This is a genomic window from Pseudoalteromonas sp. UCD-33C (assembly GCF_001306895.1).
In the GTDB taxonomy this organism is placed as follows: domain Bacteria; phylum Pseudomonadota; class Gammaproteobacteria; order Enterobacterales; family Alteromonadaceae; genus Pseudoalteromonas.
In genome coordinates, this window is record NZ_LJTB01000002.1 from 106,733 (window position 1) to 128,693 (window position 21,961).

General features: G+C 40.5%; 19 protein-coding genes, 10 tRNA genes and 1 pseudogene. 24 read left to right on the forward strand and 6 right to left on the reverse strand.

What is annotated here, in order from left to right:
* Window positions 1-110: 110 nt before the first annotated feature.
* From AOG26_RS03695 to AOG26_RS03705, 3 genes and pseudogenes are all read left to right on the forward strand, one after another.
* A pseudogene (locus tag AOG26_RS03695) lies at window positions 111-1,058 on the forward strand (IS30 family transposase).
* 415 nt (window positions 1,059-1,473) lie between these two features.
* On the forward strand, window positions 1,474-1,725 hold the full coding sequence (locus AOG26_RS03700) for a tetratricopeptide repeat protein (protein WP_054561281.1): 252 nt from the start codon (window positions 1,474-1,476) through the stop codon (window positions 1,723-1,725).
* 529 nt (window positions 1,726-2,254) lie between these two features.
* Window positions 2,255-2,812, forward strand: coding sequence for a hypothetical protein (locus tag AOG26_RS03705; protein ID WP_054561282.1), 558 nt, complete (start codon window positions 2,255-2,257; stop codon window positions 2,810-2,812).
* Between the two features lie 489 nt (window positions 2,813-3,301).
* Here the strand turns inward: AOG26_RS03705 and AOG26_RS03710 are convergent.
* Window positions 3,302-3,378: transfer RNA gene (locus AOG26_RS03710), tRNA-Pro, on the reverse strand.
* 105 nt (window positions 3,379-3,483) lie between these two features.
* A complete protein-coding gene (locus AOG26_RS03715) occupies window positions 3,484-4,101 on the reverse strand; it encodes an arylesterase (RefSeq protein ID WP_054553006.1) in 618 nt (205 codons plus the stop codon).
* Between AOG26_RS03715 and AOG26_RS03720 the strand changes: the two genes are divergently transcribed.
* The 21 genes from AOG26_RS03720 to AOG26_RS03820 all read left to right on the forward strand — a co-directional run bounded on the left by AOG26_RS03720 (window position 4,102) and on the right by AOG26_RS03820 (window position 17,985).
* Window positions 4,102-4,821, forward strand: a complete 720-nt coding sequence (locus tag AOG26_RS03720; RefSeq protein WP_054561283.1) for an ABC transporter ATP-binding protein — start codon at window positions 4,102-4,104, stop codon at window positions 4,819-4,821.
* On the forward strand, window positions 4,811-7,312 hold the full coding sequence (locus tag AOG26_RS03725; RefSeq protein WP_054561284.1) for an ABC transporter permease: 2,502 nt from the start codon (window positions 4,811-4,813) through the stop codon (window positions 7,310-7,312). Before AOG26_RS03720 ends, AOG26_RS03725 begins: the two co-directional genes overlap by 11 nt.
* A 138-nt stretch (window positions 7,313-7,450) precedes the next feature.
* A complete protein-coding gene (gene ruvC, locus AOG26_RS03730; RefSeq protein ID WP_054561285.1) occupies window positions 7,451-7,975 on the forward strand; it encodes a crossover junction endodeoxyribonuclease RuvC in 525 nt (174 codons plus the stop codon).
* A 1-nt stretch (window position 7,976) separates the two neighbouring features.
* Window positions 7,977-8,597 (forward strand): Holliday junction branch migration protein RuvA, encoded by a 621-nt coding sequence (gene ruvA / locus AOG26_RS03735; protein ID WP_054561286.1) that lies wholly within the window; start codon window positions 7,977-7,979, stop codon window positions 8,595-8,597.
* A gap of 7 nt (window positions 8,598-8,604) precedes the next feature.
* Window positions 8,605-9,609: a Holliday junction branch migration DNA helicase RuvB gene (gene ruvB / locus AOG26_RS03740; protein WP_054561287.1), complete on the forward strand. Its 1,005-nt coding sequence runs from the start codon at window positions 8,605-8,607 to the stop codon at window positions 9,607-9,609.
* 1,020 nt (window positions 9,610-10,629) lie between these two features.
* On the forward strand, window positions 10,630-11,334 hold the full coding sequence (gene tolQ, locus AOG26_RS03745; RefSeq protein ID WP_054561288.1) for a protein TolQ: 705 nt from the start codon (window positions 10,630-10,632) through the stop codon (window positions 11,332-11,334).
* The gene (tolR, locus tag AOG26_RS03750) at window positions 11,321-11,755 is read left to right on the forward strand and encodes a protein TolR (RefSeq protein ID WP_054561289.1); all 435 of its coding nucleotides are present in this window, start codon (window positions 11,321-11,323) and stop codon (window positions 11,753-11,755) included. Before tolQ ends, tolR begins: the two co-directional genes overlap by 14 nt.
* A 1-nt stretch (window position 11,756) precedes the next feature.
* Complete coding sequence (tolA, locus tag AOG26_RS03755) at window positions 11,757-12,695, forward strand: cell envelope integrity protein TolA (protein ID WP_054561290.1); 939 nt, start codon at window positions 11,757-11,759, stop codon at window positions 12,693-12,695.
* Window positions 12,696-12,704: 9 nt separating this feature from the next.
* Entirely contained in the window at window positions 12,705-14,063 is a 1,359-nt protein-coding gene (gene tolB / locus AOG26_RS03760) for a Tol-Pal system beta propeller repeat protein TolB (protein ID WP_054561291.1), read from the forward strand.
* A 34-nt stretch (window positions 14,064-14,097) separates the two neighbouring features.
* On the forward strand, window positions 14,098-14,640 hold the full coding sequence (pal, locus tag AOG26_RS03765) for a peptidoglycan-associated lipoprotein Pal (RefSeq protein ID WP_054553016.1): 543 nt from the start codon (window positions 14,098-14,100) through the stop codon (window positions 14,638-14,640).
* A gap of 12 nt (window positions 14,641-14,652) precedes the next feature.
* Window positions 14,653-15,414, forward strand: coding sequence for a tol-pal system protein YbgF (gene ybgF, locus AOG26_RS03770; RefSeq protein WP_054561292.1), 762 nt, complete (start codon window positions 14,653-14,655; stop codon window positions 15,412-15,414).
* 168 nt (window positions 15,415-15,582) lie between these two features.
* Window positions 15,583-15,658: transfer RNA gene (locus tag AOG26_RS03775), tRNA-Lys, on the forward strand.
* Between the two features lie 63 nt (window positions 15,659-15,721).
* A tRNA-Lys gene (locus AOG26_RS03780) sits at window positions 15,722-15,797 on the forward strand.
* Between the two features lie 56 nt (window positions 15,798-15,853).
* Window positions 15,854-15,929: transfer RNA gene (locus tag AOG26_RS03785), tRNA-Lys, on the forward strand.
* A 56-nt stretch (window positions 15,930-15,985) separates the two neighbouring features.
* A tRNA-Lys gene (locus AOG26_RS03790) sits at window positions 15,986-16,061 on the forward strand.
* Between the two features lie 56 nt (window positions 16,062-16,117).
* Window positions 16,118-16,193, forward strand: a tRNA-Lys gene (locus AOG26_RS03795).
* 56 nt (window positions 16,194-16,249) lie between these two features.
* A tRNA-Lys gene (locus AOG26_RS03800) sits at window positions 16,250-16,325 on the forward strand.
* 51 nt (window positions 16,326-16,376) lie between these two features.
* Window positions 16,377-16,452: transfer RNA gene (locus AOG26_RS03805), tRNA-Lys, on the forward strand.
* Window positions 16,453-16,505: 53 nt separating this feature from the next.
* A tRNA-Lys gene (locus AOG26_RS03810) sits at window positions 16,506-16,581 on the forward strand.
* Window positions 16,582-16,710: 129 nt separating this feature from the next.
* Window positions 16,711-17,751 carry a quinolinate synthase NadA gene (gene nadA, locus AOG26_RS03815; protein ID WP_054561293.1) on the forward strand — a complete coding sequence of 347 codons (1,041 nt, stop codon included), beginning with the start codon at window positions 16,711-16,713 and terminating at the stop codon, window positions 17,749-17,751.
* A gap of 146 nt (window positions 17,752-17,897) precedes the next feature.
* Window positions 17,898-17,985: transfer RNA gene (locus tag AOG26_RS03820), tRNA-Ser, on the forward strand.
* A 63-nt stretch (window positions 17,986-18,048) separates the two neighbouring features.
* Here AOG26_RS03820 and AOG26_RS03825 read toward each other — a convergent pair.
* From AOG26_RS03825 to AOG26_RS03840, 4 genes are all read right to left on the reverse strand, one after another.
* Entirely contained in the window at window positions 18,049-19,773 is a 1,725-nt protein-coding gene (locus AOG26_RS03825; protein ID WP_054561294.1) for a GspE/PulE family protein, read from the reverse strand.
* Window positions 19,774-19,775: 2 nt separating this feature from the next.
* Window positions 19,776-20,198, reverse strand: coding sequence for a hypothetical protein (locus AOG26_RS03830; RefSeq protein WP_054561295.1), 423 nt, complete (start codon window positions 20,196-20,198; stop codon window positions 19,776-19,778).
* 18 nt (window positions 20,199-20,216) lie between these two features.
* Window positions 20,217-21,071 carry a prepilin-type N-terminal cleavage/methylation domain-containing protein gene (locus tag AOG26_RS21045; protein WP_054561296.1) on the reverse strand — a complete coding sequence of 285 codons (855 nt, stop codon included), beginning with the start codon at window positions 21,069-21,071 and terminating at the stop codon, window positions 20,217-20,219.
* Window positions 21,072-21,308: 237 nt separating this feature from the next.
* On the reverse strand, window positions 21,309-21,833 hold the full coding sequence (locus AOG26_RS03840; RefSeq protein WP_054561297.1) for a carboxymuconolactone decarboxylase family protein: 525 nt from the start codon (window positions 21,831-21,833) through the stop codon (window positions 21,309-21,311).
* Window positions 21,834-21,961 lie beyond the last annotated feature (128 nt).

The window sequence follows — 21,961 nt, forward strand, 5'->3', positions numbered from 1 at the left end:
CTAAACCCCGAATTCAGATAATAAGTGCACCACTCATGGTTAAACGGTGAGAAGAGATCAACTGCCTGTTGGTGGTACTCTGTAATCGCCAGAAAACAAGAGTAGATACCATGAGTTACAAGCAGTTGATCGAAGGGCAAAGATACCAGATTGAGGCTTACTTACGCGAAGGTTTTAGCTTTCGAGAGATAGGGAAAAGGCTAAAAGTGAGCCACAGCACTATAAGTCGAGAAGTTAGGCGCAATAGTACTCGAAGTCATTACTTGCCTGAGGTTGCACATTCAAAGACATGTAAGCGAAAACGTCTAGCTACCAAGTATTCTATGCCAGCACTTACAGTTGCGTTCGTTGAGTTTGGGTTGGAGCAAAAATGGAGCCCTGAGCAGATTGCGGGTGTAAGCAAAATTATCGGGCATCCTGTGAGTCATGAATGGATTTATGGCTATATTCAAAAAGAAAAATTGAGTGGTGGCAAGTTATACAAACATCTGCGACAAGGACACAGACGTTATCTTAAAGGCAGCCGAAGCAAACGTGTCATCATCCCAAATCGTGTTGGCATTGAGCATAGACCTGCGATTGTTGACACCAAAACACGATTTGGTGATTGGGAAGCGGATACAGTACTTGGAAAGCATGGTACGGGAGCAATCGTTAGTTTAGTCGAACGTACAAGTAAGTTTTACCTGATACCCAAAGTGCCAGCAAAAAGTGCAGAGGAAGTGAGCAGAGCAATGATAGGTATGCTGTGGCGCTATCGACGCCATGTTCATACGATAACCGCAGACAACGGTAGTGAGTTTTGTGAACATGAGCATGTTTCAGACAAGCTAAAAACCGACATCTACTTTGCTAATCCCTACTCATCATGGGAGAGAGGGTTGAATGAGAACTTTGATGGCTTGTAGCCTCAATACATTCGCAAAGGAACTGATTTACGAACGGTGACAGATAAGCAAATTGCGCACATAGAAAAGGCGCTCAATGCGAGGCCGAGAAAATGTCTAGGGTTTAGGCAACCAGTGGTAATATTCGATGAATTACGCAAAGCAGCCTAATTTAGCGAGTGGTGCACTTCGGACTTGAATTCGCGCCTAGTTACAACATGTTTTTTGAATTTATATTAACAATTGTATCAGTGTGTATTTTATTTGATTTTTATTTGTTTATTGGAAATCAGAAAGATAAAATTTCCCAGTCACTTGGTTGCAATTGTTATTAAATAAACTAGTTGAGTCATATAAATAAAGAGTATATAAATCCACTAAAAACGCACTTTTTAAACACGCACTATTTTTATTACCAAGCTTAGCTCTCACTTTTAAATAATTAACGAAATTTGTCGGATACTAGGTAATATAAAGGATTAATTAATATGTACTCTGTAAAGCCTATAATTTTATTACTCGCAATGTTTTCACTTCATGTTTTCGCTACTGATGATTTTACAAAGGGGTTATCGCATATGAACAAATGCAGTATAAGACTGCGTTAGCCCATTATAAAAAAAGCAGCCACGCAGGGGGATATCCTGAATCGCAACATAATGTTGGTGTAATGTACGAGAAGGTGCAAGGCGTTGCTGTATATGACAAGCAAGCTTTTTATTGGTATACGAAAGCTGTTAAGCAGGGCTATGCTAGTTCTCAAGTTAACCTCGGGTTTATGTATAATTATGGCAAAGGCGTAAAACAAGACTTTGAGCAAAAAGGTATTTTGGTATGAAAAAGCATCTAAGTAAGGTAATGGAGCAGGCCTAAATAATCTAGGGGTTATGTATTACAAGGGTACAAGTGTAAAAAAGCAGCTAAGCAAGGTGAGGCTGATAGCTTTTTTATACTTGGGGTAATGTATTTACTTGGAAAAGGTGTTGCTGTAGATGGCAAGCAAGCTTTTCTATGAATAAAAAAGCTGCTGAACATGGAAATTCGTTAACGCAACACAATCTCGGGGCTTTGTATTTTAATCTATATCGAACAAACCAAGCTGGGTGTCGCTAACTAGACGCTTACTGTCAAACTGTTCTTTGCGGATATATTCATAAAAATGAGCGACGCGCGCATGTTGTTCCATTTAACTTTACTTAATAGTTTTAGAAAACTTAGTGTTAGTAATACCTTAGGTTATTTATTAAAACTATATAAAATAGATAAGTGAGCGTGGCGTCAGCAGAAATATACGCGGTGAGCGCACTATTAAATGTTATATTTTTAATCGCACCATATGGTGTATTTCAACCATTAAGGAAAATAAAATGAAAAAACTCCTCTCATTAGCTCTATGTTTATTAAGTTTTAACTCATTTGCTTTGGGTGGCTATGACTCTCTTACAGATATTGAAAAGAAGGTTCTAAAATCAATTGTTACACAGCTTGGTATCACTGATAGCGATAATTCAATCAAAAAGAAGATCTATGATGCATCTGATTATGCATTTGAAGGCACGTGGGGATCATATTGGACTGGATTGGAAGAACTTTCTTCATCTAAATACAAAGATGGGGCTGAAAAGGGAGTTATTGAAATTGCATTAAATAATTCTAAAAACGGGACGTATTTTTTGACATACATTTATAAACCAGAAACATCACAGATCATATTATTTAGTAAACAAATTAGATATGGTAGAAAAAAACACCTCTTAGATGAGTTTGAAAAAAGAAAAAATAACAAAGAAAAATATGAACTGCGCCATGAAGGTGATAACTACGCAATGCTTCAAGAAAAAGGTAAAGTTGATTACGAATTTTTTCATGTTTCAGGGGGCACTGGCTCTTTAGTTTATCAAACCCAAGGAACTATTGACTTGTAAAAATATAACAAGTAAATCAACTGGGATTTAAAAAGCTTGGCTCGCCTCATTCTTCGGCAGTATAGCCAAGCTTTTTTAAACCCGTTATTTAGGCGTTACTGATTAAATACTCTAACGTGTTTTTGTCCAAAAGCGTGTTAGAGTGGCCGTCTGCTTCTCGTTCAAACCTATCAGTCAGGAGCAATTCTAACCTAATTGCCAAAAGCATAAGATCATATATGGGCTGCCACGATTCATTGCCCGTCTATTACACATTATTTATCTGAAAAGCTTTTATAAAATTCTATCTTTGGGAAGGTAACAAAGGTGCCATTAGCTGTCTTCCTATATATCCCCTCAATCAACACATAATCTAACCTAAAAATGAGAAAATAAATTTGGTTAAGTATGGTGCGATAAATGTGCGATATAAATAAAAGAATACGGAGTTAAGGTGCGATAAAGTAAATAAGTAAGTTAACTAACTTACTGAATAGAGTGTAGAAAAGATGGTCGGCATAGCAGGATTTGAACCTGCGACCCCTGACACCCCATGACAGTGCGCTACCAAGCTGCGCTATATGCCGACGTTGCAAGCCATAGTACGGCTTTTTTTATAAAAATCAATATCTCCGCTGTTCGATTGCTTGTTTATTGTTCAGGTAATCTGCATTAAATCAATGGGCTAGAGGTTAATCTAGCCAATCGTTGATCGTTTTGTACATAAAGTCGCGTATTAATGGTTGAGCATCGGCATTAGGGTGCAGGTTATCGTTTTGCATAAGTTCTGGACGGCCTGCAATGCTAAGCATGAAAAAGGGCATGAGCTCAGAATCTGTTTCATCGGCAATGGTTTTAAAGCTATCGGTGAAAAGTTTGGTATAACGCGGGCCATAGTTTGGTGGAATTTGTACTTCCATTACGGCGGTTTTCGCCCCAATTTTTTGGCTTTTTGCAATTAAATCACGTAAGTTAGCTTGCAGGCGTTTAATAGGGAAACCTCGTAAACCATCGTTTCCGCCAAGCTCAATGAGTACATGAGTGGGTTCAAATTCGCTTAGTAACGCGTCGAGCCGTCTTAGGGCGCCACCTGTGGTTTCACCGCTAATACTGGCGTTTACTAGGTATACAGATTGGTCTTTTTCATCGTACTTATCTTGTAACAATTTAACCCAGCCTTGCTCTTGTTTAAGTCCGTAAGCGGCGCTTAAACTGTCACCTAGAATTAAAATTGTGTTGTCAGCTGCTGCCGTAAGTGGTTTGATTACTAACAGTAAAACGAATATAAAACGTAGGATTGGATGCATCATATGTCAGCGCTTTCTCAATTAAACATCATTCAAGTTAAAGGACTTTCTAAAACGGTCACCACGGTTGAGGGCGACCTGACCATCCTCAGTGACATCAGCTTTAATGTCAAGTCGGGCGACTCAGTTGCCGTGGTGGGCACCTCTGGTTCGGGTAAGTCTACTTTATTAAGTTTATTGGCGGGCCTTGACCAATCAACGGGCGGCAGTATTCATTTAGACGGAGCCGCATTACACGAATTAGATGAAGAAGCACGCGCAGCACTTCGCGCTGAAAAAGTAGGATTTGTGTTTCAATCTTTCATGCTTGTACAAAGCTTAACAGCTCTTGAAAATGTAATGCTTCCGGCAGAACTTGCAGGAAGCAAAGACGCTAAGCAGCAAGCACTTGAGTTACTTGAAAAGGTAGGCTTAAGCCATCGTGTTGGTCATTACCCATCGCAATTATCTGGCGGTGAGCAGCAACGTGTAGCAATTGCTCGTGCATTTATTGGCACACCGAAAATTTTATTTGCCGATGAACCGTCAGCGAACCTTGATAGCAAAAACGGTAAGTTAATTGAGTCTTTATTATTTGAACTAAATAAAGAGCATGGCACAACACTCATTTTAGTAACCCATGATGAGCAGCTTGCACAAAAGTGTCAGCAAATTTTACATATTGAAGCAGGGCAGTTAGTAACTGTAAAAGAAAGCGAAGGAGTGCAAGCGAATGTGGGCTAAATTAGCACTAAAACTGTTTTCACGTGAGTTTAAGCGTGGCGAATTAACAGTGATCAGTGCAGCAATAGCCTTAGCTGTTCTCACTGTTTTAACACTGTCTATGGTTACCGACCGAATTGGCCAAAGTATTGAAGAAAAAAGCAGTGCCTTTATTGCCGCTGATCGCGTTTTAGCAAGTAACCATGCTTTACCTGCTGAGTTTTTAGAAAAAGCCAACCAAGATAACTTACGCACCGCTAAAATAACTTACTTCGACACCATGCTATTTGCCGGTGACGAAATGCAACTTGGCTCGGTGAAAGCGGTATCAAATACCTATCCGTTAAAAGGCGAGCTAAAAGTAAAAACCAGCCTGACTGACCAACCACAAGTAACTTCTGATATCCCAAGTCGTGGTGAAGTGTGGTTAAGTGAATCTGTGTTTTATGCGCTAAACATTAAAGTGGGCGATAAAGTAGAGCTTGGTGCTGCTACGTTTACGGCTAGTCATGTTGTAGCCGAAGAGCCAGATGCACCGTTTAATGTGTTCTCGAGCAGCCAGCGAATCTTAATTAATGAAGCAGACATTGCTGTTACAGAGGTAATTCAGCCGGGCAGTCGGGTGTTTTACCGCCAACTTTATGCTGGCGACAAAGACAACTTAGATAGCTTTTATGCTTGGTTAAAACCACAGATGAAAGAAAACCAGCGTTGGTATGGCGTTAAAGACCGCCAGTCACCTATTTCTAATAGTTTAAATCGTGCCGAAAGCTATTTATTGCTAGCTGGTTTACTTGGCATTATTTTAGCTGCTGTTGCTATTGCGGTATCGGCAAAACGGTATTGTGAGCGTCAGTACGACCCAGTTGCTATGATGAAAACGCTTGGCGGTAGCCGCTCTATGATCCGTAAGATCTATTTATTACATTTGAGCCTTGTATGTTCAATGTCGGTGATTGTCGGTTTACTGATTGGTTATGGTTTACAAGCGGTTGCCACGGATTATTTGGCACAAACCATGGGCTCAGCATTGCCGAGTGCATCGGCAAAGCCTTGGATCATTGCGATTAGCACGGGTGTGATTTGTGCGGTTATGTTTTCAATTAAACCGCTACTCGATTTATTTGATATTCCGCCGCTACGTGTACTGCGTCGTAACTTAGGCGACCGTTTATTAGTAAGTAAAGTGCACCTTACTATGTCGGCGCTTACTGTGTTTTTACTGATGTGGTTATTTAGTAACAACATCAAAATTAGTGCAATTTTGTTCCTTTCGACGGCATTTTTAATTGCGGTGTTATTTGGTTTATCAAAGGTTATTTTTGGTGGTGGCCGCAAACTTGGCTTGAGTCCGGGCAATAGTTGGTCATTGGCGATTGCGTCAATTCAAAAGCGGGCCAATGTGAATGCGGTACAATTAATTAGCTTTGCTTTGGCTATCAAGTTATTACTGTTTTTAATTGTACTTAAGAACGACATGATTTCGGATTGGCAGTCTCAGCTTCCTGAAAATGCCCCTAATTCATTTTTAGTGAACATTACTGAGCAAGAGTTAGAGCCTATAACTAGCTTCTTAGCGCAAAACGATATGCCAACGTCTGATTTCTATCCGGTTGTTCGTGGCCGTGTAAACGCCGTAAATGGTGAGTTGGTTGCCCGCGAAGTATCGCAAGAAGACAACGAAAAGAAAGACGAAGAAGCCCGTTCTGGTATTGGTCGTGAGTTAAACCTAACTTGGCGTAAAGACTTACCTAATCAAAACGAGCTTATCGACGGTACATGGTTTAGTGAAGACTCAGTAGCCGAGGCATCGGTAGAAGAGTCGATGCTTGAACGCCTTGATGTACAAATTGGCGATACGCTTACTTTCTTAATTGGTGCGCAGTCGTTTGATGCAAAAATCACCAGTGTACGTAAGGTTAATTGGACCACACTTAAACCTAACTTCTTTATTATTTTAAGCCCTGATGTACTAGCGAGTTTCCCGGCTACTTATATTTCATCAGTGAATGTAAAAGCAGAGAAAAAACGTGAGTTTAATGAGCTAATGCGTCAATACCCAACGGTTAACGTGATAGATGTTGAGAGCTTTATTAAACAAATTCGTTCAACCATAGAGCAAGTATCGTTAGCGATTGGCTTTGTACTAGCGATTGTGGTTGCCTGTGGTGCTTTAGTTCTGATTTCACAAGTGCAAGCAAGTTTAGGCGAGCGAATGCAAGAGATTGTTATTTTGCGAACCTTAGGTGCGAAAGGGCGCTTAATTAAAAATGCCACCTTATATGAGTTTTTACTATTAGGTGTTACCGCAGGTTTAGTCGCAGCCATTGTCAGTGACATTGCTCTGTTAATTGTACAAAAACAAATGTTCGATTTAGCAGGTAAGTTCCACCCTCATATTTGGGTGATTGGCCCTGCAGTCGGGAGCTTATTTGTGGCATGTTTAGGTTATTTGATGATAGCGCGCACAATGCGAAAAAATACCCAAGGCTTATTACGCTCACTCGCGTAAATGTCTTTCTTTAGGGTTGACTATAAAATGCTCGCAGTTGCGGGCATTTTTTATGAATTGCAATTGGTTACTGGTAATTTATACAGTGCTCTGGCATTATTAACCGCAGATAATAATGATAATAGACGGTTCAGTTAGTTGGCGATTATTTTAGGGATTGATCCTGGTTCACGATTAACAGGGTACGGCGTGATTGCTCACCAAGGTGCTAAATTCACTTATTTAGGTAGTGGCTGCATTAAATTGGCCGATCACGATTTTCCGGTACGCTTAAAAATGATTTACCAAGGGATCAGTCAATTAGTAGAGCAATTCTCACCAGATAGTTTTGCTATAGAAAAAGTGTTTATGGCACACAACCCAGACTCAGCGCTTAAACTCGGTCAAGCACGTGGAGCAGCGATTGTTGGCGCTTCAATGGCAGAGCTGCCAGTTTATGAATATTCAGCTAGGCAAATTAAGCAGGCCGTTGTAGGAAATGGCGGAGCCGATAAGTCTCAAGTACAGCATATGGTTAAAAACATTTTAAAGCTGCCAGGTACCCCTCAAGCCGATGCCGCAGATGCCTTAGCAATTGCTATTTGTCATGCACACTCAGAACAAAATTTAATAAAACTTGCGGGCAGTGCGAGCAAAACCGTAAGAGGAAGATTAAGGAAGTAATATGATTGGTCGATTAAATGGCTTACTTGTTGAAAAGCAGCCACCAGAAATTCTTATTGAAGTAAGTGGTGTAGGCTACGAAGTACAAATGCCCATGACTTGCTTTTATGATTTACCGGCAGTGGGTGAGCAAGCGGTTATTTATACCCATTTTGTGGTACGTGAAGATGCCCAGCTATTATTTGGCTTTAACAACAAAATCGAACGCGCTTTATTTAGAGAGCTTTTAAAAGCTAATGGTGTAGGGCCAAAACTTGGTCTAGCTATTTTATCGGGTATGTCAGCGCAGCAATTTGTAAGTTGTGTTAACAATGAAGATGCAACAACACTGGTTAAACTGCCGGGTGTTGGTAAAAAAACGGCTGAGCGTTTAGTGCTCGAAATGAAAGATAGACTCAAAGATTGGGGTAATGACTTATTTACACCATTTAGCGATAATGCCGTCATTGAGCCATCAAGTGATGATACCCTAGTGGCAAATAATGCTGCCGATGACGCTGTATCAGCACTTGTGGCATTAGGCTATAAGCTACCGCAAGCACAAAAAGCGGTTAAAACAGTGAACAAACCAGATATGACGACCGAGGTTCTAATTAAAGAAGCTCTAAAATCAATGTTGTGAGTAAACCATGATTGAAGCAGATCGCTTAATAGATGCGAGTGAACAAAGTAACGAAGACAGTGTTGATCGTGCAATACGACCAAAGCTGTTAACCGATTACACAGGCCAGCCGCATGTTAAGCAACAAATGGAGATTTTTATCGAGGCCGCTCGCCATCGTGGTGAAGCGCTGGATCATTTATTAATATTTGGTCCACCGGGTCTTGGTAAAACCACACTTGCAAATATTGTTGCCAACGAGCTTAACGTTAATATTAAAACAACATCAGGGCCAGTACTCGAAAAAGCAGGCGATTTAGCTGCGCTTTTAACGAACCTTGAAGAAGGTGACGTACTGTTTATTGACGAAATACACCGTTTGAGCCCGCAAGTCGAAGAGATTTTGTATCCCGCAATGGAAGATTATCAGCTGGATATAATGATAGGTGAGGGCCCCGCAGCGCGCTCAATAAAGCTTGATTTGCCGCCATTTACATTAATTGGTGCAACAACTCGTGCTGGCTCACTCACCTCACCACTTAGAGACCGTTTTGGTATTGTTCAGCGATTAGAGTTTTATTCTGTTGAAGACTTATCAAAAATTGTTGCCCGCTCAGCAAGCTTTTTAGACTTAACCATGTGTGATGAAGGTGCAATCGAAATCGCCAAGCGTTCACGCGGTACACCGCGTATAGCAAACCGTTTATTACGCCGCGTTCGTGATTACACCCAAGTGAAATCAGACGGCAAAGTGAATGCCACAGTTGCAGAGCAAGCCCTCGATATGATTGATGTAGATAAAAGCGGTTTTGACTACATGGATAGAAAATACTTGCTAGCTATTATCGAAAAATTTATGGGCGGCCCCGTTGGCCTTGATAACCTAGCGGCTGCAATTGGCGAAGAAAAAGAAACCATTGAAGATGTGATAGAGCCGTTTTTAATTCAACAAGGCTTTATTCAGCGTACCCCACGCGGACGACTCGTTTCAGACATTGCTTATTTACACTTTGGGCTAACGCCTGAGAAATAACTAAAACCCCGCGGTTAGTTACAAGCTTTAAGCTATAAGTATCAAGCAGCTCGAGAGAGCTGCTTTTTTTATCGAGATAACTTGCTTATATTAAGTAGGTGTATAGGTTTTTACCGCTTACCGCTTACCGCTTACCGCTTACCGCTTACCGCTTACCGCTTACCGCTTACCGCTTACCGCTTACCGCTTACCGCTTACCGCTTACCGCTTACCGCTTACCGCTTATCACTGGGTTGTTGTCTCATTTTAACATCTGTAATTCACATGCTGTTAAGTTATCGGTAGGTATTCTCATTGGCGTTTGTGTAGGCAAAAAAAAAGCCCGCATAAGGATGCGGGCAAACAACAAGTTGAAGGAAGTAATCCAGGGAACTACGGTCTACTTGAATAAGGTTTTATCCCGATTTAAGTAAACCTAGAGCAATACGAAACTTCATATTGCTAAAAACGGAGCTTGATGAAAGAAACTTTCATGAGGTTGCTAGCTCGGTATAGGTAAATAATACGCAATGATGGATTTTTCTTCAAACTAGAAAAATTTTATTTTCAGATAAAAAAAACTAATGTGAGCTAAAAATTGAATTGTTTTCTTTTTGTTCACTTTGTAACTATTTTGTTTTTAACCTTCTGAATAAAAGGGTTTTTATAAATTTTGTGATCTTTATTCAGGATTAGTTTAAGTATTCTGTAGTAGATTTGCAAAAGTGCTTTTGGGTGTTTATGCGTAATTTATGAATAAACGTCGTGTTTTTGGCTGTTTTGGTTGCTTTTGAGAGCTATTCTAGTGACTTATTATTAAGGTGAAAATATGCGTAAATGTGTTGATAAAACCTAATATGGCTAAAAAATAACTAAGCAAATTGCTTTTTACCGTTATTTGCCGCTAATTCACAGCAAGAGCGTTGTCAGTTTATAACTGACTAGATACACTAGATGTAACTTTTGGCCATGATTGTGGTCAATAAATGCAAGTGTAAAAAATATAACAAATTACATAGAAATCTATTTTAGGAGTTTAACGTGGGATCAGGGCTTAACTTTTTAGATCTTATTCTAGAAGCCAGTGTACTTGTCCAGCTAGTAATGTTGGCATTAGTCGGTATGTCGGTAATGTCATGGGCAATTATTTTTCAACGTAAAAAAGCGATTTCTGATGCACTTAATGGCGCTAAGCGTTTTGAGCAAAAGTTTTGGTCAGGTATTGATTTAAGTAAATTATATAACGAAGTATCTGCTCGTCCTGGTGGTGCATCAGGTGTTGAAGCATTATTCGTTGCAGGATTTAAAGAGTTTGCACGTCATAAGAAAAATACATTTCAAAGTGCAGGCATCGTAATGGAAGGCACACATCGTTCAATGCGAGTTGCGCTATCGCGCGAAGTTGAAAAGCTTGAGTCTAGTTTATCGTTTTTAGCAACAGTGGGTTCAATTAGTCCTTACATCGGTCTGTTTGGTACGGTATGGGGTATCATGAACGCATTCATCGCGTTAGGTGAAGTTAAACAAGCAACGCTACAAATGGTAGCGCCAGGTATTGCCGAAGCGCTGATTGCAACTGCAATGGGCTTATTTGCTGCAATCCCTGCTGTAATTGCTTACAACCGTTTTGCCAATAAAGTAGAAAAGCTTGAAGGTAATTACATTAACTTCATGGAAGAATTCGCCAATATTTTACACCGCCAAGCAGCTGCGCAAATAGAGGCTAAAGCGAATGTATCAGCGTAAGAAACGTCGCCCTGTAGGTGAAATAAACGTAGTACCTTACATTGATGTAATGTTGGTACTACTAATTATATTTATGGCAACTGCGCCACTGATTACCCATGGCGTAAAAGTGGACTTGCCGAAAATGGAAGAATCGGATTTAGTTGATACTAAAGATACACCGCCTATCATTGCGTCAATTGATGCTGAAGGTAAGTACTATGTAAGTATTGGTACTGACCCAGAAGCACCAATGGAAGCGCTGGATGTTGCGGCGGTAATTAAACTTCAACTGCAAAAAAATCCAGATACACCTGTAATGATTAAAGGTTCTGGCCGTGTTTCTTATCAAGAAGTACTGCTGCTTATGGACTTTTTGAAAAATGCTGGTGTGCCTTCAGTGGGTCTTATGACCGAATCATTCGAGGGGACGAAAGGCTAGTATGGGTGCATCAGTAGTAAAATCGGTTCTTTTGCACCTTGCAATAGCAGGTTTATTAGTAGCAACAGCTAATTTTCATATGCCAGCGCCTAAGGTGATGGAAGTAACGCTGAACCCTGCTTTACCAGAGCCTGAAAAAGCCGTTGCCGCAGTAACGGTTGATCAGCAAAAGGTTGAGCAGAAAATTGCCGAGCTTAAAAAGCAAGAAGAAGCAAAAAAACGAGCCGAAGCAAAACGTATTCGTGATCTTGAGCGCCGTGCAAATGATGCACGTAAGCAACGTGAAGCTGAAGACAGACGCCTTAAAAAGCTAGAGCAGCAACGCCGCGCGAAAGAGAAAGAAAAAGCAGAAGCAGAAGCACAAGCGAAGAAAGCACGTGAAATTCAAGAGAAAGAACGAGCTAAAGCGCAACAGGCTGAAAAGCAAAAGCAAGAAGCTGAAGCCGCAGCGAAAGCTGCAGCTGAAAAACGTAAAGCTGAAGAAGAAGCGTTAAAGAAAGCGGAAGAAGAGCGTAAGCGTAAAGCTGCCGAAGCTGAAGCTGAACGTAAACGCAAAGAAGCTGAAGCAGAACGTAAACGCCAGCAAGCATTGCAAGAGCAAATGCTACAAGAACAATTAGCTGCTGAGCAGGCTGCACGTAATAAAGTGCGCCAGCAACAAGTAGTGGGCGAAGTTGAAAAATATAAAGCGTTAATTATGGCGCGCATTCAACAAAACTTCTTAAAAGATGAGAAGATGAAAGGTAAAGAATGTCGTCTTAATATTCGTCTTGGTTTTAATGGCTTAGTGACTCAAGTAAAATCACTGGGCGGAGATACTTTGGTATGCGAAGCTGCAATGCGCGCGGTGCGTATGGCAGACACACTACCAGTATCACCAGACCGTGAAGTATTTGAGCAACTTAAAAATATTAATTTAACAATAGCGCCTCAATTTTAAAGGAATGATATGTTTAACCAGATAAAAACAGCATGTTTTATTGTATTACTGGGCTTTCATGGCATTGCCAGTGCTGCACTAGAAATTGTGATCACCGATGGTATTGACGGTGCACGTCCAATTGCGATTGTACCTTTCCAGTACAATGGTGTAGGAACTATCCCTGAAAAATTAAGCTCAGTGATTGCAGCTGACTTAATGCGTAGTGGTAAGTTTAAGCCAATTGACGTGAACACAATGCCGCAGCTTCCAGCTACTGACACCGACGTTGATTACGGCGCTTGGGTTAATAAAGGCGTTGAAGCGGTTCTTGTAGGCCAAGTAGAGCAGCAAACAAATGGCCGTTACTTAGTTAAGTATGAGCTTATTGATGTTATTCGTGGTCAAATTACCGGTGGCGAAACGCAAATGATGAGCAATGGCCAATTAGTTAAAAGCCAAGATCACATTTTAGACGCGCGTGAAAGCGTAATTGCTGAAACAGGTTTTCGCCGTTACGCGCACCGCATTAGTGATGTAGTTTACGAAGCGCTTACGGGTGAAAAAGGTGCATTCTTAACGAAGATTGCTTATGTGATTGTTCGCGAAGAAGAGCCTAAGCCATACCAGCTTGTAGTTGCTGATTACGATGGTTTTAATGAGCAAGTGTTACTTCGCTCTAAAGAGCCATTAATGTCACCAGCGTGGTCACCTGACGGTACTAAGCTTGCGTACGTAACATTTGAGAATCGTCAAAGCCAAATTTATATTCAAGATTTATACACAGGTAAACGTGAGCTGATCACAAGTCACCCTGGTATTAATGGTGCACCGCAATTCTCGCCTGATGGTAAAAAGTTATTATTAGTGCTTTCTAAAGACCGAAATGGTGCAACAGAAGTATATGTTTTAGACCTTGCAACTCGTAAAGAAAGACGCCTTACAAACCACCGTAGTATAGATACTGAACCATCTTGGTTCCCTAATGGGCAAGATATTGTGTTTACGTCTGAAAGGGGTGGTAATGCCCAGATTTATAAGTTAAATTTGCAAACTGGTAGGTCAAAACGCATGACGTTTGACGGAGATATGAACCTAGCAGGTTCGGTTTCTCCAGACGGAAAAGAATTAGTGATGGTGAACCGTACCAACGGTCAATACCATCTTGCTAAGAAAGAGCTAGCTACAGGCGCGTTCCAAGTATTAACTAGAACTCGCTTAGATGAATCACCGAGTATCGCTCCAAACGGCTCGATGATTATCTACAGCACGCTTCATAATAATAAACAGGTGTTGGCGTTAGTTTCTATGGACGGTCGCTTTAAAGCACGCTTACCTGTGCTAAACGGACAAGTAAAGGCACCAGCTTGGTCGCCTTATTTACAGTAATTTTACTGGTTTACTCAATATAGGAATCAATTAAATGCAACTTAATAAAACTTTAAAAGGCCTGCTAATTGCTGTGCCAGTGATGACATTAGCGGCGTGTAGCTCTTCTTCAGGTGTTGACGAAGGTGCTGCAAACCAATCTAACCAAGGTATGGTTGAGCAATCAAACAACACTGATACTGTTGAAGTTGCAACGCTTACTCCAGAGCAACAAGCTGAAGAAGCACTTCGTGAAAAATACGAAGCGTTACGTCAAGAGCAAATCATTTACTTTGGTTTTGATAACGCAAAAATCCAAAGCAAATATGCTGAACTATTACAAGCACACGCTGAGTTCTTAGTACAAAACCCTTCAGTTAAAGTTCTAATCGAAGGTCACGCAGATGAGCGCGGTACGCCTGAGTACAACATCGCACTAGGTGAGCACCGTGGTCAAGCAGTAGAAAAATACCTACAAAGTTTAGGTGTTTCTGCTAGCCAAATGTCAGTAGTGAGCTATGGTGAAGAGAAGCCAATGGTTAAGTCTCGCACTGAAGAAGCGTTCGCGAAGAACCGTCGCGCAGTATTAGTTTACTAATAAAGAGTCATTATGAAGCCGAAAATTATTTTGGCAGCAATGATCTTAAGCGGGAGCACCCAGTTATGGGCTGCTCCCGCTCCTGTTTCAGAAGCTGCAAGCTCGCAATCGAGCATTGAGAAGCGTTTAGTCGCTTTAGAAAACATGATGAAGTCACGTAATTTATTGCAAGCTGAGCTTCAGCAGCAGCTTAATATTTTACAAGACGAAGTGAGCCAAGTACGTGGTATTACTGAAGAGCAAAGCTATAAGCTTGAAAAAGTATTACAACGTCAGCGTGAGCTTTATCAAGAGATTGAGAACCGTGTAAGCCAAGCTTATAGCCAGCCTGCTGCAACACAAACTCAACCTACTAACACTTATACGGATGTGGGTGCATCACAGGCAATCAGTTCAGACTTATCTGAAAACGAAGCCTATGAGCGTGCTGTAGCGTTAATCATGAAAGATAAACGTTATGAGCAAGCAATTCCTGAGTTCCAAACATTCTTAACTACTTACCCTAATTCAGTGTATGCATCTAATGCGCATTATTGGTTAGGTCAGCTGTTAACTATTCAAAACGATCAAGCTGGTGCAACTGAGCACTTTAAAGTTGTTGTGAATGAATACCCTAATTCTAATAAGCGCCCAGATGCGATGTTAAAGTTAGGAAACTTATTAGCGGATCAAGGTTTAGGCGAGCAAGCCCTTAAAACCTTTAATGATTTAATTAATCAGTACCCAAGTACTACCGCTGCTAAATTAGCCACAGAACGTCTGTCGCAAATGTAGATTTGACCTGATTAGACTGCTTTTTGACATAAGCGGTCTAAAATTAGGCAACTAGACATAAAAACTTAAAAAAAGAGATATTTTCTGTTGCACTCAGCATTTAAATAAGTATTATAAGCGCCCGCAGCAGGCGATTGGTAACAACAGCCAAAATGCGGAAAAAAGAGCGGGTCATTAGCTCAGTTGGTAGAGCAGTGGACTTTTAATCCATTGGTCGATGGTTCAAGTCCATCATGACCCACCATTCTCTTAGAATGGTAATCTTTAATCGACGGATTTACGTATAGCTTTTATAAGCAATTAGAGCGGGTCATTAGCTCAGTTGGTAGAGCAGTGGACTTTTAATCCATTGGTCGATGGTTCAAGTCCATCATGACCCACCATTCTTTGAATGGTTCTATATCGGCGGATTTACGCAGCTTATTATAAGCATCAGAGCGGGTCATTAGCTCAGTTGGTAGAGCAGTGGACTTTTAATCCATTGGTCGATGGTTCAAGTCCATCATGACCCACCATTCTTTGAATGGTTCTATATCGGCGGATTTACGCAGCTTATTACAAGCATCAGAGCGGGTCATTAGCTCAGTTGGTAGAGCAGTGGACTTTTAATCCATTGGTCGATGGTTCAAGTCCATCATGACCCACCATTCTTTGAATGGTCTTATATCGGCGGATTTACGTAGCTTATTACAAGCATCAGAGCGGGTCATTAGCTCAGTTGGTAGAGCAGTGGACTTTTAATCCATTGGTCGATGGTTCGAGTCCATCATGACCCACCATTCTTTGAATGGTCTTATATCGGCGGATTTACGTAGCTTATTACAAGCATCAGAGCGGGTCATTAGCTCAGTTGGTAGAGCAGTGGACTTTTAATCCATTGGTCGATGGTTCGAGTCCATCATGACCCACCATTCTTTGAATGGTCTTATATCGACGGATTTACGTGTCTAAATTTCCAGAGCGGGTCATTAGCTCAGTTGGTAGAGCAGTGGACTTTTAATCCATTGGTCGATGGTTCGAGTCCATCATGACCCACCATTCTTTTCGAATGGTCTCATATCGGCGGATTTACGCATCTAAATATCCAGAGCGGGTCATTAGCTCAGTTGGTAGAGCAGTGGACTTTTAATCCATTGGTCGATGGTTCAAGTCCATCATGACCCACCATTCCTGATTTATCTTTTCTTTCTAAGTTATCCTTTATTTATCTTAACAGCTCACAGCAATACTGTTCTTTAGCTTAAGATTCTCGTATAATTCGCGCCATGAATGCACTGTGGACTAAGTGGTCGAGAAATGAGTCTAGCTGAACAAATTATGCCTGAAGATTATATCTTCCCTCCAAAGCCAGCTCCGTTATCAAAAGACGAGCAAGCTGAGTATAAGGCACGTATCAAACAATTATTAAAAGACAAGAACGCGGTTCTTGTTGCCCATTATTACACTGATCCTGAAATTCAAGCACTAGCTGAAGAAACAGGCGGTTGTGTTGCTGACTCGCTAGAAATGGCGCGTTTTGGCGCTAAGCACGACGCAGATGTAATTGTGGTAGCCGGTGTTCGCTTTATGGGCGAAACAGCAAAAATCCTAACGCCAAATAAAACGGTTGTTATGCCAACGCTTGCTGCAACTTGTTCATTAGACGTAGGTTGCCCAATTGAAGAATTCTCAGCGTTTTGTGATCAGCACCCTGATCGCAAGGTAGTAGTGTATGCAAATACATCAACAGCTGTTAAAGCGCGTGCAGATTGGATTGTTACTTCTTCATGTGCCCTAGAAATCGTTGAGCACCTTGATGAGCAAGGCGAAAAAATCATTTGGGGTCCAGATAAACACTTAGGTTCTTACATTCAAAAGAACACAGGTGCAGACATGATCATGTGGAATGGCGCCTGTATCGTTCATGACGAGTTTAAAACCAAAGCACTAAAGGATATGAAAGCCTTACACCCAGATGCGGCTGTATTGGTTCACCCAGAGTCTCCTGCGGAGATTGTAGCCTTAGCTGATGCAGTTGGTTCAACAAGCCAACTAATCAAAGCAGCGCAAACTATGGACAACAAAAAGTTCATCGTAGCAACTGACCGAGGCATTTTCTACAAAATGCAGCAGTTATGCCCAGAGAAAGAATTCTTTGAAGCACCAACAGCAGGTGAAGGCGCAACCTGTAAAAGCTGCGCACATTGCCCGTGGATGGCAATGAATGGCTTAAAAGCGATTGAAGAAGCACTGACAGACCCAGAAGGTAAAGAAGTGTTTGTTGATATGGACTTGCGCGAAGGCGCATTAAAGTCGCTTAACCGTATGTTAGATTTTTCAGCAACGCTTCAACGCTAAGAACGAATTGACTATACAAAAGGCAAGGTGTTTACCTTGCCTTTTTTGTTTGATTACTAATCACTTAACTGCACTATTTTAAAAAGCCCTTGCGTCTGTAGGGTTGTTTTCATACTATAACGCCGCGCTAAACTCTAAGCGCCTTAGGTGACGTGTCCGAGTGGCTGAAGGAGCACGCCTGGAAAGTGTGTATACGGCAACGTATCGAGAGTTCGAATCTCTCCGTCACCGCCATTTCTAATCTTATAAGCTAACTTTAGTCATTTACAAATACTTTTAAATCGCATTTTAGCTTGTCTAATTATCTAAGCTGTTATTTCTTTCACACTCTTTCCAAAAAGACTGTCCTAATACTCTATTTATTTCTTCTACTGAAGTGAGGCCTTTTGAAAGTGCTTCTAAGGCTACTTTATATAAAGATCTCGCTCCGCATTTAGCTGCAATCTCTCTTAACTTACTGGTACTTTCTCCAGCACGAATTGCATCGGCTAGTTGATAATCAATAGTGATTATTTCGAACAGAGGAATACGTCCTTTGTAACCAGACTGATCGCAGTCATCGCAACCTGATGGCGACATAATATTTATATCAGGAAAGATGCTTTTAAAACGTTTACCATAGGTATCTGTGGACAACGGGCCACTTAGGTTACAACTAGGGCATAGTTTTCTAATTAATCGCTGCGCTGCAACACCTTTTAAGGAGTCTGCAATAATAGGACGTGACACACCTAAACCTATTAACCTTGAAATAGTCGTAATTGCATCACTAGTATGTAAGGTGGTCATCACAAAATGCCCAGTTATTGCAGCGCGAAAGGTCATTTCTGCCGTTTCTTCATCGCGAACTTCACCCATTAATATTACATCGGGATCTTGTCTTAAAATGCTTCTGAGGGCGCTGGAGAAGGTGAGGTTCTGATGTGGGTTAATATTAACCTGGGCAATACCTTCAATCTCATATTCAATTGGGTCTTCAACGGTGACAAGGCATTTTTCCGGAGTGTTTAATTCTTTTAGAGCAGCATAAAGCGTACTTGTCTTTCCTGACCCAGTAGGGCCTGTTATTACAAAGATACCTTCGCTACTTTGCAGTAAGTTTTTAAATGTATTGAGCTCTTGCTGTTGTAAACCAATATCATCTAACTTATTTACAACAGATTTAATCAGTAGACGGATGACTACTTTTTCTCCCCCTTTAACTGGTAGTGTCGATACCCGTAGATCCACATCCTGACCTTTGAGCTCTAAACTAGCACTTCCATCTTGTGGAACCATTTTTTTTGCTAAGTTAAGGCCAGATAATGCTTTTATTCTTTGTACTATTGGAATAAAAACTTGTGCTGGTAATTCTGATATGACCCTTAACATGCCATCTATTCTGTAACGAATTATGCCGCCATTATTAAAGGGTTCAATGTGAATATCACTGGCTTTGAATATAAACGCTTCTAACAGCATTTCGGATACAATTTTAACTATGGCTGAGTTCGAAGAGTCGGGCTCATTTTGTTTTGTTCGTGTGTTGAGTTGGTTTGATTTTATAATAATGTCATTTTCAGATAGCATTTGCTCCTGATAAAACATTTCCGTCCATTTTGCTATGAGCTCGGGTGATGCCAATACCGACTTAACATGAAGGGTCGTTAAAAATTCAACCATTGATTCCATATCAGTATCAAATGGGTGAGGGGAAGCTACTGTTAATAAGCCATTTGTAAAGCCTAAAGGAAAAATTCCATACTCTCTAGCTACTTTAAGAGAAACATAATTAAGCAATTCTTCTGACATATCATCAGGAAGTTTTGCTACATCTAACTGGTAACTTTTTGCAATCATTGCTGTTAACACTTTGCTGTCGACTTGCAAAATTGCCTCTGCACTTTTCCATGCTGAAATGGCTGACTCACCGTTATACATTTCTTCAATATTAATATTGCTGTTAGTCGATTTTTCAATGCAAAATCGTTTTAGCCAGTTAAAAGTGGCATTACTTCTGTGTACCTCATTTTTATCAATCATACTCATTCCATATATATTTTGTCGTCTTTGGCATCAAACGTGATTGTTGAATCACCATGTGGAATGGTTAAGCGAAAATGTTCATTGGTAATTTTTTCATAAGTTACATCCATGACAGATGCGATAGGGCTTGGTAAATCGTCTGGCAGTTCTCCGTAAGTTGTGCGGTAATGTTCAACATCTTCTGCAATCATTAATAATGCCACTGAGCTGCCTGTTTGATAATCTCTGTCGTAATTTACAGGGTGGGTTTCATGGCCAATTAGTAGAGTTTTTGCTAACAAAAATCCAAAAGCAATATATGCGGCATAAGGAAGCCAGCTAGGTAATACAATGGAAGCTCTATTTTTATTTCGTTGATTATTTTGCGTTTCATCCATCGCTTCCGCGATACTTTCTTGCCATCGTTTATTGGTTGAAATCATTTTTATCTTCCTAATTTTTTAATCATGATGCCCATGCTGTTGGCCTATATGTTGATCTGGATGTTTTACCCAGCCAGGAGGCCAATTCAAGTTAGAACCAGCATTGCTTCGACTGCCCGATCCTGAATCACCATTGGTACTAGTTTCTGTACTTGTACTCGTTTGGCTACCTGTGTTGCTATCTCCACTATTTCTATCTGGAGGTTGGGTGTTACCTGTGTTACTTGCGTCAGGAAGTTGAGTATTACCTGTATTGCTAGCATCAGGTTGCTGATTAGTCCCTGCATCAGTTAATTTTGGTGGTTGATTTATTTTGGGAGGGTTTGTATTTGTTTCTGAAGGTATTAAATTGGTTTGGTGAGTCTCATAAGGTGTTGCTAATGCAATAATCATCATATTAGGAGTCACAAAAGAATGTTTTAACTCAGTTACATGATCCAAGGCATTGAGTACATTCAATCCGTTTTGACTATTTGCTTTTAAAAATAAAACAGGAAAAGCCTCATGACCAGTAAAATTAAAAAAACCAGAGTGATTAACTAACTGAGCTGAAAATTGAATACCAAACTCTTCTGAAAATTGATTGGCAAGCCCAGGTAAATAGCTTGGGGCTTGACCAAAGCTTGAACTCGAAAGCTGATTTGGCTTTGCTACTGCATCAGGTGAAGTTGCAATAACATCCTGATAAGCAAGGCCAATAGAGTGGATTCTATATAATAAGGTGGCTGCCTTAGATTCATTTACATAGCCTTGATAATTAGGCAAGGCGATTAAGGATAAGATCCCTATAATTGAGATGGCTACCATAAGCTCAACTAATGTGAACCCTTTACTTTTAAAAGAGTTGAGCTTTATCAAAATCGTTGATTTCATTAATACAATTCACTATTTAAGTAATATCTTCTTAAATATAGACAAACTTATAGTTTTTTCATCTTAGTAGTATTTTTATTTTTTATAACTTAAGGCGGGTTAATCAAGTGATTTCAATACTCTATAATTTATTTAGTTGAAGCTTAGCAGAGGCGTTTTCTAAACTATCCGAAAACTTAGACAAATTTCAATGTGAAGCAAAATTCTCGGATAAAATAGAGTACTTATACGCTTTTCTTAACCCACCTTAGCAAAGTGTTTTTCAAGATTACATTTAGCGCGCATGGCAATGTGGCTACTGACCTTTCTGGCAAGTTCTATTACTAATAATTCAAGTTGTTCACGGCTATAACCAAGTAATACACAGCGTTTAAGTTGCTCGCTAACTAAGCTGCTGGCATCGTCTAGCGCAAATAAAGCGCCTAAAGAGGCAAGCTCAAATACCCTGTTATTTTGCTGCTCAATGCCAAATGGCAGCTGGCCAAATGTGAGCGCGGTTTTTAGTTGCTGCTCTGTGCGTTTGATAAGCAACGTATGTGAACCTTTAATATCATCAAGGGACTTTAAAACCTCTAGTGATAGCAATGCTTTTGGCACCCCAGAATACACACTGATATGCGGTAAAGTATCACACAACTCTTGCATTGAAACGCCATCATTCAATGCATGCTGACATGCTCGTTTTAACAAGGGCTTGTCATGAACGGTGACCAAAGCAGCGATCGCGACAAACACAAATAAATCCGTGTTGTTATGGTTCATAATTTCTCTTTTGATTTTAGGTATTGAATGTATTGAGGTTTTGTAGCTTTGGCTGATTGCAAAGAGCATGCAATCGAAAAATTGAAAATACATTATGGTTGATGATGGCGATTTCTGCTTGCCATAAA